Source organism: Kitasatospora sp. NPDC023118 (assembly GCF_055560875.1).
Genome location: NZ_JBVHHW010000040.1, coordinates 47461 through 59596 on the forward strand (window position 1 = coordinate 47461; position 12136 = coordinate 59596).

A 12136-nucleotide genomic window follows, 5' to 3' on the forward strand; every position below is an offset into this window, starting at 1 on the left:
GGCTCGGGGGCTCGGGGCACTTCGGGGGCTCAGGACACCTCGACCCCGAGCAGCTCGCGCAGCGCCCGGCCGCCGTCCGGAGTGACCCGCACGGCCCGGCCGGAGCCGATCCGCTCCACCCAGGCGCGGTCCAGGGCGGTGCGGCAGAGCGCCGCGCCCAGCGCCCCGCCGAGGTGGCTGCGGCGCTCCGTCCAGTCCAGGCAGCCGCGCACCACCGGGCGCCCGCCGGGGCGGCCCGCGCGCGGCGGAAGTTCGATCGCCTGCGCGGCCAGCCAGGCGCGGCCGCGCTCGGTGACGGCGAGGCCGGCGTCGTCGCTGACCAGGCCGCGGTCGAGCAGCGCGTCGGCGAGGGCCACGCCGAGGCGGCCGGCCAGGTGGTCGTAGCAGGTCCGGGCGCGGGCCTCGGCGCTCTGCCGGGTGGCCTCGCGGAGGGTGTGGGGCGCCCGGTCCGGCAGCTCGGCGGCCTCGGCGAAGACCGTCTCGGCGAAGACGGTGACGTCCTCGATCAGGGTGGCGACGGCCGGGGTGGCCAGTCGGACGTACCGGTGCCGCCCCTGCCGTTCCTCGGCCAGCAGCCCGCCCGCGATCAACCGGGAGAGGTGCTCGCTGGCGGTGGACGGCGCGACCCCTGCGGTCCGGGCCAGCTCGCCGGCCGTCCAGGCGCGGCCGTCGAGCAGCGCGGAGCAGAACTCGGCGCGGGTGGGGTCGGCGAGCAGGGCGGCGAGGGCGGCGAGCGCGGAGCCCCGGTGGTCCAGCGGCATGCGTCCATGGTCGGGCATACCGCCATGGTCGCCCCGGCACAGTTCGGCCGGGACCGAAACGAGCCGGGGCCACGATGGCCGCATGAGCGAGCGCAGTGAGCGAATCACCGAGAGGTGCGCGTGGGCGAATGCCCTCGCCGAGCGAAGCGAGGTGGGCGCATGAGCGATCCCACGGTGATCCGGATCGACTTCTCCCGGTACGAGGACGTGACCGCGGCCCTGGCCGACCCGGCGCTGGTCCCGCCGCCCGCGACGCCCGGCCCGTACGGCACGGTGGCCTGGCTGCGGGCCGCCGTCGCCCGGTTCAGCGCGGGCGGGCCGCACGCCCGGCGGCGGGCGCTGGTGCTGGCCGACCTGGAACGGCTGGACCCGGCCGCGCTGCGGGTCGCGGCGGCGGGCGGCTACGGGACGGACGTCCGGCTGCGGGTGGTCCGGGTGCTGGCGGCGGCGCTCGGGCTGGCCGAGCCGGAGGCCGTCGCGCGGGACGTGACGGTGGTGTCCCGGGCGTACTTCGAGCCGGCTCCGGACGACCCGGAGGCGGACGCGGCGGTCGCCCGGCTGCTGCCCGCGATGGGGGACGCCGACGAGGAGACTGCGGCCAACCGGATCGGCCTGCTCGTCCAGGCCTGTGACGCCACGGCCGCCCTGGTCGAGCACGCCCGGCGGCACCCCGACGGCCTGGCCGGCGCCCTGCGGGAGGACTCGCCCGTCCGGACGATGCTCCGCTTCGCCGCCCGGGCGACCGAGGTCGGCGGGGTCGCCGTACCCGCCGGGGCGCACGTCCTGCTGGACGTCGCGGCCGCCCAGCAGCCGGACCGCGAGCCGCTGGCCTTCGGCGCCGAGCCCCGGCTCTGCCCGGGCCGCTCGCACGCGCTGGTCATCGCCGAGGGCATCCTGTACGGCTCCTCGGACCCGGCGGACGACTCGGTGCCGCCCTCGCGGGACGTCGATCAGGCCGAACTCGCCGTGCTGATCCCGGAGATGATGGATCACGTCCTCGGTCTCGCCGCCACCTGGACGACCTGGGACGGGCGCCCGATCGTGAACGCGGACGGGCGGACCTACACCCCGCACAAGGTGGTTCGCCGGGTCGCCGACCATCTCCTGGACCACCTGGCCGAGTTGGAGGCCCGACTGGCCGGCGAGCCGGCCGAGCCCGACCACTGGCACGCCTCCAACGTCACCACCCCGGCCGACCTCGCGCCGTTCACCGTCGCCGACCTGGACGAGGCCCGCAGCCGGCTCACCCGGCTCGGGCGGATCTGGTCCCAGCGGGTCGCCGCGCTGCCGGAGGATCACCTGGACGACTCGCCGGTGCGGGCTGGAGCTTCCGTCAGATCGTCTGCCACCTCGCCCGGGCGTCCGGCTACTACGCGGACTCCGTCGGCGAGTTGAACCCGGAGGTGGAGCGATGACCCCCTTGGCCGCACTGCACCCGATGACCCCGTTCGCCGCACTGCACCACCGGCCCGGCCGCCCGCTGCTGCTGCCGAACGCCTGGGACCACGCCTCGGCCGTCGCCCTCGCCGCCGAGGGCTACCCGGCGATCGGCACCACCAGCCTGGGCGTGGCGGCCGCCGCCGGTCTGCCGGACGGTGCCGCCGCCACCCGCGCGGAGACCGTACGGCTGGCCCGCCGGCTCGGCCGCGACGACTTCCTGCTCAGCGTCGACGTGGAGTCCGGCTTCAGCGACGACCCGGACGAAGTCGCGGAGCTGGCCGTGGAGTTGGCGCAGGCCGGGGTGGTCGGCATCAACCTGGAGGACGGCCGGGCGGACGGCACGCTGACACCGGCCGCCGTCCACGCGGCGAAGGTTGCGGCGGTGAAGGCGGCCGTGCCGGAGCTGTTCGTGAACGCCCGCACCGACACCTACTGGTGCGGGCAGGACGACCCCGAGCCGGAGGCCGTCCGGCGGCTGGAGGTCTACCAGCGGGCGGGCGCGGACGGCGTGTTCGTCCCCGGGGTGACCGAACCGGCGGTGATCGCCCGGCTGGTCGGCCGGGTCGCCGTCCCGCTCAACATCCTGCTGACGCCGACCGGCCCTGGCCTCGCCGAACTGGCCGAACTCGGGGTGGCCCGGGTCAGCCTGGGTTCGCTGCTCTACCGGGCGGCGCTGGCGGCGGCGGTGGCCACGGCGGCGGCCGTCGCTTCGGGCGGGCCGGTCGGGCCGGTGCCGGGGTACGCCGATGTGCAGGCGCTGAGCGGGAGTTGAGCGTCAGCAGGCAGTGAGCGACGGTGATCGACGGTGATCGACGGCCCGGGCGGGTGCGGTGCACCCGCCCGGGCTCCGCCGTGGCGGCGAGGCACGAGATAGCCGTGGTGGCCGAGTGACGGCTGCCGCCGCGCTCAGCGCGCGACCGGCCGGTCGGTGATCGCCGGACGGACCACGGTGAGCATCAGGTCGAGGAACTGGTCGGGGTGGCGGAAGCCCGCGAAGTGGCTGGCGTTCCGGATCAGCGCGAACTCCTTGACCGGCGCGGTGACCTCGTCGAAGAAGCGCTTGGCCGGCTCGGGCGGGGTGAGGACGTCGCTGTCGCCCTGGAATACGAAGAACGGGATCCGGAACTCCGTCCCCTCGGCGCGCTCGTCGAAGGCCGCGGCCTCCAGCTGGAGGCGCTCGGAGAACTCCATGGCCTTCAGGTACGACCGCAGGCCGCGCAGGGTGTGCAGGGGCGAGAACCAGAGTGAGCGCACCACCACGGTCTTCATGGTGTCGAAGGAGAGCGGGTCGCTGGTGAGGACCAGCTTGTTGTACTCGCCGACGTCCTTGGTGGTCCACGTCGACCGGTCGGCGCCCATCGCCAGGGCGGTGGCCAGCTCCTTCTCCTTCTTGCGGCCCGCCGCGCGCAGTCGGCCCACGAGCGCGTCGTAGGCCGAGCGCTCCCGGCCGCCGTCGATGATGTTCTGGTCGGTGCCGACGTAACCCGAGTACAGCTCGGGGTGGTTGCGGGCCAGCCGCAGGCCGAGGACGGTGCCGAAGGAGTTGGCGACCAGCAGCAGCCGGTCGACACCGAGCCGGGTCCGCAGGTGCTCGGTGACCTCCAGGGCGTCGTGGTACAGCCGCTCGAAGCTCAGCTCGCCCTGCCCCTCCGGGCCGGTGGCGGCGAAGGTGAAGCCGGCGCCGCGCATGTCCCAGCGCACGATCGTGAAGTGCTTCTCCCAGCCCCGGGTGCGGGGGATGAAGACCAGGTTGGAGGAGCCGGGGCCGCCCAGGATCTCCAGGATCACCGGGTTGTCGCGGTCCTCGCCGCGGATGGAGACCCACTGGTCGATGCCGCCGATCCGGACGAAGCCCGCCTCCTCGATCCCCTTCGGGCCGGTGATCCGCAGCCGCTCGGCGAACGCGGCGCGCTTGAGCTGCCGGTAGCCCAGCAGTCCGGCGACGGGAGCGGTGAGAGCGGCGGCGGAGAGGGTGGCGATGGTGGCAAGCACGGCGTGTCTCCCAAACTGTTTATCGCGTCAGCAGATGCGTTTAAGGTATATACAGTTCTGGGCGGTGTCAACGGGCACCGCGGAACACCAGCTGAGAGGGAGCGTCGGATGGCCAGGGAGAAGGCGCGTGACCTGCGCGCGGGCATCGCACTGCTGTGGGGCGAGCAGGACCAGCCGACCCGGGGGCCCAAGCCGAGCCTGACCCCCCAGCGCATCGCCGCGGCCGCGGTGGTGATCGCCGACGCCGAGGGGCTGGACGCCGTCTCGATGAACAAGGTCGCCGCCGAGTTCGGCGTGTCGGCGATGGCGCTCTACCGCTACGTGCCCGGCAAGGCCGAACTGATCGAGCTGATGGTCGAGTCCGTCCTCGCCGAGGCCCCTGACCCGTCGACGGCCGGGACCGGCTGGCGGGAGCGGATCACCGACTGGGCCCGCCGGTCCGCGGCGACCCACCGCGCCCACCCCTGGCTACTGGCCGCCACCGCCATGCGCCGTCAGCTGATGGGCCCCAACCAGCTCGGCTGGCTCGACGCGGCCCTCGCCGCCCTGGAGCCCAGCGGGCTGACCGCGGCCGAGCAGCACCGGGTCTTCGTGCTGGTCGCGGGCCTGGTCCGTACGCTCGTCCAGCAGGACCTCGACTTCGACGAGCAGCACAGCCGGGAGTGGAACCGCCTCACCGGCGAGCTCCTGGAGCGCCACGCCGACCGCTTCCCCACTCTCACCCGCGCCATCGCCGCCGGCGCCTTCGCCCCCGACCCGGTCGACCCCTTGGAGTTCGGCCTCGCCCGGATCCTCGACGGCGTCCAGCTGCTGGTCGACCAGCCCTCCTAGCGGACCGGCCCGCTCAGGCGACGCGCCGGCCCGAGGCCGCGGTGGGGGCCGGCCGCCCCCGCTAGGCGGTCGGGCGGCTGGCGGCCAGGAGGTCGTGGAGGAGGGGCAACAGCTCCTCGGGCTCGGCCTTGGCGAGTTCGGTGAAGGCTCCGCTGGAGCGGGCCAGGATGATCCCGGCGAAGGCGGCCGCCGCGAGTTCGGCCCGCAGCTGGGGGCGGTCCACGTGTTCGGCGGCGAAGCGGCGGTGCAGCGGCTCGACCATCCGTTCGTGGAGGTAGGTGCGCGCGGACTGCTGGACCTCGGTGTTGTCGCCGGGCAGGACCGCGGCCATGAAGGAGGGGCCGGGGCCGCGGCGGGTGAGCCGCTCCACCAGGGTGCGCAGGCGGTCGTCGTCCAGCAGGTCGGCCGGTGCCGAGTCGCCCAGCTCCATGCGCACGGTGGCCAGGTAGAGCTGGGTCTTGCCGCCGAAGTAGCGGGCGATCAGCGCCGGGTCGACGCCGGCCCGGTCGCCGATCTCCCGGATGGTGGTGCGCTCGAAGCCGCGGTCGGCGAAGAGTTCCATCGCCGCCCGGATCAGGAGCTCCCGGCTGCGGGCGGCGTCCCGGCGCCGTGGGGTCGCGGGTTCCGGCTGTCCGCCGTCCGCGACGGTGGGCCCGTCGGCCCCGGGGGCCGCCTCGGTCACCGCTCGGCTCCGGCCCGCAGCACGGGCACCTCGCCCTCGCCGGCCACGCCGTCGGCGATGCTCTCTTCCACCATCAGCTCCTCGTCCACGCGGGCACCCTTGCGGGCGGCGGTCGCGGCACTGAGCCGCGGCAGGACGATCGTAGTCAGCCCGATCACCACCCACACCGCGCAGCCGATCAGCGCCGCGTCCCGGTAGCCGCTGTCGGCGGGCAGCAGCTGCCCCGGCGCGGTGCGCGCCTGGAGGACGGCGCCGCACAACGCGCTGCCGGTGGAGTAGCCGACGGTGCGCAGCAGCTGGTTGAAGCTGACCGCGCTGCCGACCTCGTCGGCGGGCACCGCGTTGACGATCAGCCCCGGCATCACGGCGAAGGTGCAGCCGACGCCGAGCCCGGCGATCCCCATCACCACCAGGAGCTCCCACAGGTGGTCACGGGCGAACAGGAAGACCAGCACCGAGACCAGTGAGACCGCGCAGCCGAGCGGCAGCACCAGGGCGGACGAGGTGCGCCGGGCCAGGGCCGGGACCACCTTGCTGGACAGCAGGCTGAGCGCCGAGAACGGCAGCAGCACCAGGCCGGCCACCACGACCGAGGCGCCCAGGCCGTAGCCGGTGCTGGCCGGGGTCTGGACGTAGCGGATCACCAGCGAGAACAGCAGGTACATCCCGACGCCCGCGACCAGGGCGGCCACGTCCGCGGTCAGCACCACGGGGTTGGTCAGGCTGCGCAGCTCCACCAGGGGGTGGGCGGCGCGCAGCTCGTGCCACACCCAGCCGACCAGCAGCAGCACCGAGACGCCCGCCACCGTCCACAGCCGAGCGCTGGCCCAGCCCCAGCTCTCGCCCTCGCTGAGCACCAGCAGCAGTCCGACCAGCGCCAGCCCGATCAGCGCCGCGCCGAGCGCGTCCAGCGGTCGTCGTTCGCGGTCCGTCGTCGGGGGCAGCACCAGGACGGCCAGCGCCAGGGCGAGCGCGCTGATCACGGCGCCGAACCAGAAGGCCGCGTAGAGGCCGAAGGACTGGGCGATCAAGCCGGTGATCGGGTAGCCGAGGCCGACGCCGGCGACGGTGGTGATGGAGAGCAGGGCGACCGCCGAGCGGGAGGCCGGGCCGGGCAGCGCGTCCCGCGCGGTGGCGATGGCCAGCGGGGTCAGCCCGACCCCGACCCCCTGCAGGGCGCGCCCGGCGATCAGCGAGTCGAAGCCGAGCGGCAGCGCGGCCAGCACGCTGCCGACCACCACCATGGCGGCGGCGGCGAGGGTGGCCGTACGCCGGGCCGGCCCGTCGCCCAGCCGTCCGAGCACCGGGGTGGCGACCGCCCCGACCAGCATCGTGATGGTCAGCGACCACTGTGCCTCGGCGAGCGACACGTGGTCGACGGCCGCGATGGTCGGGATCATCGGCGCACCGAGGCTGCTGATCACCGCCACCACGCCACTGAGGAACACCAGCACGGGCACCAGGGCCCGCTCACGTCGCGTCGACAGGCCCGTTCGGGTCTCCATGGACGCGCCCTCCCTTGTCGGAGATCGAGTGTCTGACGGCTGTCATCATGCGATGTCATCAGACGATGTCATCGCATGATGACATACCCGACCCGTCGAGTAGAAGCCCGGATCGACAGGGGATCGCCGCCGCCGCGCCGGGCTCAGCGCCTTCGCCGCCGCGACGCCCGGTGGTCGGTGTGCCGTGGCGACGGGCGGCGGGGACGAGAGGCCGCTGCGAGCTGACGCACCAACTGGTGCAAGCAGACGGCCGAGGTGATCGGCGGCAGGCCCGCGACGACGATGTCGAGCGGATCGAGAGACGTCCGGTACACCTCGAAGGAACACAGCCCCGTCGCGATGCCGGAGAAGACGACCACCACGACCCACGCGTGCACCAGCCTGCGTGATTCCAGCGTGCTGCGCAGCGTCGAGAGGCTGCCCACCAGCCACGGCCCGTAGATGATCACCGGCCACAGGTGGTCCATTCCGTGCGGCACCCGGGGTCCGGCGAGGTCGCGCAGCGGGTTGTAGCAGAGCAGCCAGTCCAGCACGCAGACGGCGGTGACCGTTACGGCCGTCAGCACCCCGAACAGCTTGCGGAAGACCAGCGGCCACGATGTCACCGACTGTTCGCGGCGGTGCCGGACGGCCGGAGCGGGCTCCCGCGTCGCCTGGTGCGGCACGGTGTCGAGCAGGCTGAGGTCGTCCAGCGACGCGTAGGCGTGGCGCGGCCCGGGCTGCCCGCTCTCCCAATTGACCCACCCCTCGGTGGTCGGAGCGCCGAGGACACTGGCCCCGGTCCTGAACCAGGCGGAGGACTCGCCCATCGGGTCGTACATCGCCAACTCCCAACGTTGTGCCGTCCGCTGCCCTGCTCGCCCGTCGCCGAGTCGCGCGGGTCAGCATTCGGCCGGGGCCGAGGAGCCGGCACGCTGGGCGTGGCTCTCCTGGAGGTGGCGGATCGTACGCAGGAAGTCGGCCAGCAGTCGGGAGCAGTGCGCCAGGACGACGCGCTCCCCGTTGCGTGCCAGGTAGCCGCACTGCACGTCTCCTGCGGCATTTCGACGATCGGGCACAAAAAGCCAGGTGCCGACGCTGCATACGGGGTCCCGGTCTGCCGGGGGCAAATTTTGCCATTGATGAATTACACCCATGCCCCGGTCAACGACGGGGATGGCCCATCGAATATCCGCAATCCGGGCGACCTTTAATAGCTCATTTCCTGCATGCTACCTGGAATTCCTCGGTCGATCCACCCGGGCTGCCGGATTAAAGATTCCGTATGGTGCTCCCGAAAATTCCCCACCCGTCGGGGCAGTGGTCATATGTTCATAACCGCTCGCACCCGCTTGGTGATTCTCCCCGGGTGGCGCGATGGGGTGGCGCACGCGGAGGGGTCACGTCCTCCCCGGAATTCTCAACGAATCAGTGGTGTAGACATCCTGCCCGCTTCGCATCTTCCGGAGACTCATGTAAGGTCTTTGGCTCGTTGGAAGAATCCGCCATCCACGTGCACCCGGCATGATTTTTTAGCCGGTTTCGGCAAGGGGACTGGAATGCTCGCCAGGAAGGAATATCTGGAGATGCGGGAGCTGCATCTCCAGGGCTGGTCGATCTCGGCGATCGCCCGGCATCTGGGGCGCGATCGCAAAACGGTGCGGTCCTATCTCGGCGGCGGCCGGGTCGCGGGCGTGCGCAGTGCGACGCCGGACGTGTTCCTGCTCTTCCTGCCCTACTGCCGGCAGCGGCTGGCCGATGACCCGCACCTCCTGGCGACCCGGCTGTTCGCGGAGGTGGTCGAGCTCGGCTACCCCGGCGCCTATTCCACCTTCACCCGGGCGCTGCGTCGGCACCTGCTGCGCCCGCCCTGTGCGCACTGCCCGCCCGGTGGGTATCCGGGCGGGCCGGCGGACGCGCCACGAGGCGGCCAGGAGATCCGGTTCGACTGGCTCCGGTTGCCCGCCCCACCGGCGTGGTGGGGGTGCGGTACCCACGCGCAGCTGCTGATCGGCACCCTCACCACCTCCGGTCGCTGGCGCGGCGTGCTGAGCGACGGCGACGACCTCCCGCACCTGGTGGAGGCGATCGACCGGGTACTGCGCCGGTTCGGTGGCACCCCCGGATGCTGGCGGCTCGGCCGGACGCCGGTCGCGTGCACCGCCGCGACCGGCCAGCCGAAGCCGGCCTTCACGCGGGTGGCCCGCTACTACGGAGCGGCAGTCCAGCTCGGTCCGGCCGACCACGTCGACCCGCCGGACGAGGCCAGGGGCGCGGTGCTGCGCGACTGGTGGCACGGCTCCGCGCGTGACATCTGGCTGACCGGTGCCCAGGAGGAGCTGGATCGGCTCGCGCTGTGCCAGGACGCCCAGGACGGCCACCGGCTGCCGGCCCTGCCGGCCACCCCGTTCCCCGCGCGATTGTGCACGCACCGGGTCGTCGGCGCTCAGGGGCTGGTGCCGTACCGCGACAGCTTCTACGCGGTTCAGCCCGACCTCGCCGGCGCGTTGGTGACGGTCCACCACCGGCTGGACGAGCCGTACCTGTCGATCGCGACCCCCACAGGCGCCGTCATCGCCCGCCACCGGCTCGCGCCGCCCGGGTCGGCCCGGAGCATGGCCGACGGCGCCGGAACGAGCGTCCTGGAGCGCCCCGCCCGCCTGGCGCGCCCCCAGGTCCCCGCCTGCCGGGACGGCTGGCGGCGCAAGCCGCTCTCACGGCAGGCCTTGGCCGAGGCGCAGGCGCTGCGCGCGTTCGGCGGCGGACGCGCGGGGGCGGACGACGAAGGCCAGGATCGCTGAGAGGTCCCCCCACCGCGTGACCGGTTCAGTCTTCGGGGCCCTGCACGTTCCGGGCGATTTCTTCGAGGGCGACGAGGTCCTGGGAGGTGAGCCGGTCGATGAAGTGGTGGCGTACCGAGGCGACGTGAGCCGGGGCGGCGTTCGCGAGGGTGTCGAAGCCGCGCTCGGTGAGGACGAGGAGGCAACACCGCGGCCGTCCCGGCCCTGCACGAGCCACCGCAGCAGGTCCGCGACCGGCTCGCGACCTGGCACACCACGGGGCCCCGGCGGGACGGCCGCCTCCTGGGCATGGCGCGGGCCCGGCGCATCGGCACCGACTGGCACGTGGGTCGCCTCCGCGTCGCCCCGACCTGCGCGGCCAGGGCCAGGGCCTGGGCCGCTGGCTGCTCCGCGCCGTCGAGTCCGCTGCCGGACCGGCTCGCTCCCGGGCCGTCTTCCACCCCGGGCCCGGGCGCGTCCATGGACTCTCCTCGGCGCCTCGTGGCGCACCCACGGGCAGACAGCCCACCACCCCGGGGCGTCCCCGGTGGTGTCCTCACCGCAGCCACCAGTTCCCGGCCGGCGATCTGCCTGGCCCGCCGTGGGCTTCGCGCGTGCGCGTCTTCGGGCAGGGTGGCAGCGTGGAGGAGGGGGACCGGATGCGCGGGGACAGCCCGGACGCACACAGGGAGCATGCCCTTGAGCAAGGCACAGGACGGACCGGAGCAACACCGGTCCGCTCGTGGGCGACTGCGTTCGCGGCTGCGGGTGCGCAGTGTCGCCGGGCAGGTGTTCCTGTGGCTGCTGGTCGTCGTGGTGCTGCTGGTCGGCGCGGCCCTGACGGCGCTCATCCTGCAGGCCCACAACTACGCGACGAGTGATGCGGCGCACAGCACGCGCGCCGCGGCCGTCACGTTGTCGCGCTATCCCGGGCTGGCGGCTGCTCTGGACAGCGCCGATCCGACCGCGGTGCTGCAGCCGCTGGCCCTGGACGTGCAGAAGAACGGCGGCTTCGACTACATCGTGATCTTCGGCGCCGACGGGACCCGCTACGCCCAGACCGCCCATCCCGAGCTGATCGGACAGCACGTCTACGGCGACTACCAGCCGGCCCTGAAGGGGCCGTACACCGTGACCGAGAACATACCGCTGGGACCAGACGTGGACACCACCGTGTCGATCACCAGGCCGGACGGTTCGGTTGCCGGGTTCCTCTCGGTGGGGTACTACGTCAAGAACACGGGCGGCGCGGTGAACCGGCAGCTGCCGGTCCTGTTCGGCGGCGCGGCGGCCGCGCTCGCCGTGGGGACGGGCGGGGCGGCGCTGGTGCGGCGGCGGCTTCGCCGCCAGACGCACGGCCTGGGCCCGGCCGAGATGACGCGGATGTACGAGCACCACGACGCGGTGCTGCACGCGGTCCGCGAGGGCGTGCTGATCGTCGGCGGGGACGCGCGGGTGGTGCTGGCGAACGACGAGGCCCGGCGGCTGCTGGAGCTGGCGCCGGAGGTGGAGGGACGGCCGGTCACCGAGCTCGGGCTCGTTCCCGGGCTGGCGGAGCTGCTGGCGTCGGGGCGGGCCGCCACCGACGAGGTGTACCCGGCCGAGGACCGGCTGCTCGCCGTCAGCAGCCGCCCCACGGAGCCGTTCGGCGGCGGGTCCGGCAGCGTCGCGACGATCCGCGACACCACCGAGCTGCGGGCGCTGGCCGGGCAGGCCGAGGCGGCGCGGGCCCGGCTGAAGCTGCTCTACGACGCGGGTGTACGGGTCGGCACCACCCTGGACGTGGAGCGGACCGCTCAGGAGCTGGTCGACGCGGTGGTGCCGCGCTTCGCGGACTTCGCCACCGTCGAGCTGGCCGAGGCGGTGCTGCGCGGTGACGAGCCGCTCCCGGGCACGGGCGTCGCGGGAGGCCCGCGGATCCGCCGGGTGGCCGCCGGCGGCATCCGCGAGGACCGGCCGTTCTACCCGGTGGGCTCGCAGATCAGCCCGCTGCCCGGCACACCGGAGGCCATTGCCATGGGGAGCGGGCGCGCCGCGCTCGTCGCCGACCTGCACCAGGCACACGCCTGGCGGGCACGCGACCCGCAGACCGCCGACCGGATCCTCGCGTACGGGGTCCACTCGCTGGTCTCCACGCCGCTCAAGGCACGCGGCCTGACCCTGGGC

Annotated in this window: 12 protein-coding genes; 5 read left to right on the plus strand and 7 right to left on the minus strand. The window is 73.7% G+C overall.

Annotated elements, in window-relative coordinates:
- Positions 1 to 29 precede the first annotated feature (29 nt).
- A complete protein-coding gene (locus ACZ3UD_RS33985) occupies positions 30 to 779 on the minus strand; it encodes a helix-turn-helix domain-containing protein (RefSeq protein WP_465596651.1) in 750 nt (249 codons plus the stop codon).
- A gap of 141 nt (positions 780 to 920) precedes the next feature.
- Here ACZ3UD_RS33985 and ACZ3UD_RS33990 point away from each other — a divergent pair, with 141 nt between their 5' ends.
- Positions 921 to 2156, plus strand: a complete 1236-nt coding sequence (locus ACZ3UD_RS33990) for a hypothetical protein (protein WP_465596654.1) — start codon at positions 921 to 923, stop codon at positions 2154 to 2156.
- A 16-nt stretch (positions 2157 to 2172) separates the two neighbouring features.
- Positions 2173 to 2973, plus strand: a complete 801-nt coding sequence (locus ACZ3UD_RS33995; RefSeq protein WP_465596657.1) for an isocitrate lyase/PEP mutase family protein — start codon at positions 2173 to 2175, stop codon at positions 2971 to 2973.
- Between the two features lie 134 nt (positions 2974 to 3107).
- Here ACZ3UD_RS33995 and ACZ3UD_RS34000 read toward each other — a convergent pair whose 3' ends face one another.
- Positions 3108 to 4193: an alpha/beta fold hydrolase gene (locus ACZ3UD_RS34000; RefSeq protein ID WP_465596660.1), complete on the minus strand. Its 1086-nt coding sequence runs from the start codon at positions 4191 to 4193 to the stop codon at positions 3108 to 3110.
- A 108-nt stretch (positions 4194 to 4301) separates the two neighbouring features.
- Here ACZ3UD_RS34000 and ACZ3UD_RS34005 point away from each other — a divergent pair, with 108 nt between their 5' ends.
- On the plus strand, positions 4302 to 5024 hold the full coding sequence (locus tag ACZ3UD_RS34005; protein ID WP_465596663.1) for a TetR/AcrR family transcriptional regulator: 723 nt from the start codon (positions 4302 to 4304) through the stop codon (positions 5022 to 5024).
- A 61-nt stretch (positions 5025 to 5085) separates the two neighbouring features.
- On the opposite strand, the gene ACZ3UD_RS34010 is transcribed toward ACZ3UD_RS34005, so the two are convergent.
- The 4 genes from ACZ3UD_RS34010 to ACZ3UD_RS34025 form a co-directional block, all read right to left on the minus strand.
- On the minus strand, positions 5086 to 5706 hold the full coding sequence (locus tag ACZ3UD_RS34010; protein WP_465596666.1) for a TetR/AcrR family transcriptional regulator: 621 nt from the start codon (positions 5704 to 5706) through the stop codon (positions 5086 to 5088).
- On the minus strand, positions 5703 to 7211 hold the full coding sequence (locus ACZ3UD_RS34015) for an MFS transporter (protein WP_465596669.1): 1509 nt from the start codon (positions 7209 to 7211) through the stop codon (positions 5703 to 5705). The genes ACZ3UD_RS34010 and ACZ3UD_RS34015 overlap by 4 nt, the downstream gene beginning before the upstream one ends.
- A 143-nt stretch (positions 7212 to 7354) precedes the next feature.
- Positions 7355 to 8032 carry a DUF2637 domain-containing protein gene (locus ACZ3UD_RS34020; RefSeq protein WP_465596672.1) on the minus strand — a complete coding sequence of 226 codons (678 nt, stop codon included), beginning with the start codon at positions 8030 to 8032 and terminating at the stop codon, positions 7355 to 7357.
- Positions 8033 to 8092: 60 nt separating this feature from the next.
- Complete coding sequence (locus tag ACZ3UD_RS34025) at positions 8093 to 8239, minus strand: hypothetical protein (protein WP_387613679.1); 147 nt, start codon at positions 8237 to 8239, stop codon at positions 8093 to 8095.
- Positions 8240 to 8749: 510 nt separating this feature from the next.
- Here ACZ3UD_RS34025 and ACZ3UD_RS34030 point away from each other — a divergent pair.
- A complete protein-coding gene (locus ACZ3UD_RS34030) occupies positions 8750 to 9991 on the plus strand; it encodes a Mu transposase domain-containing protein (protein ID WP_465596676.1) in 1242 nt (413 codons plus the stop codon).
- A 25-nt stretch (positions 9992 to 10016) separates the two neighbouring features.
- On the opposite strand, the gene ACZ3UD_RS34035 is transcribed toward ACZ3UD_RS34030, so the two are convergent.
- Complete coding sequence (locus ACZ3UD_RS34035) at positions 10017 to 10208, minus strand: hypothetical protein (RefSeq protein ID WP_465596679.1); 192 nt, start codon at positions 10206 to 10208, stop codon at positions 10017 to 10019.
- A gap of 461 nt (positions 10209 to 10669) precedes the next feature.
- Here ACZ3UD_RS34035 and ACZ3UD_RS34040 point away from each other — a divergent pair.
- Positions 10670 to 12136 (plus strand): sensor histidine kinase (locus ACZ3UD_RS34040; RefSeq protein ID WP_465596682.1); only part of this gene is annotated, 1467 nt, incomplete at its 3' end.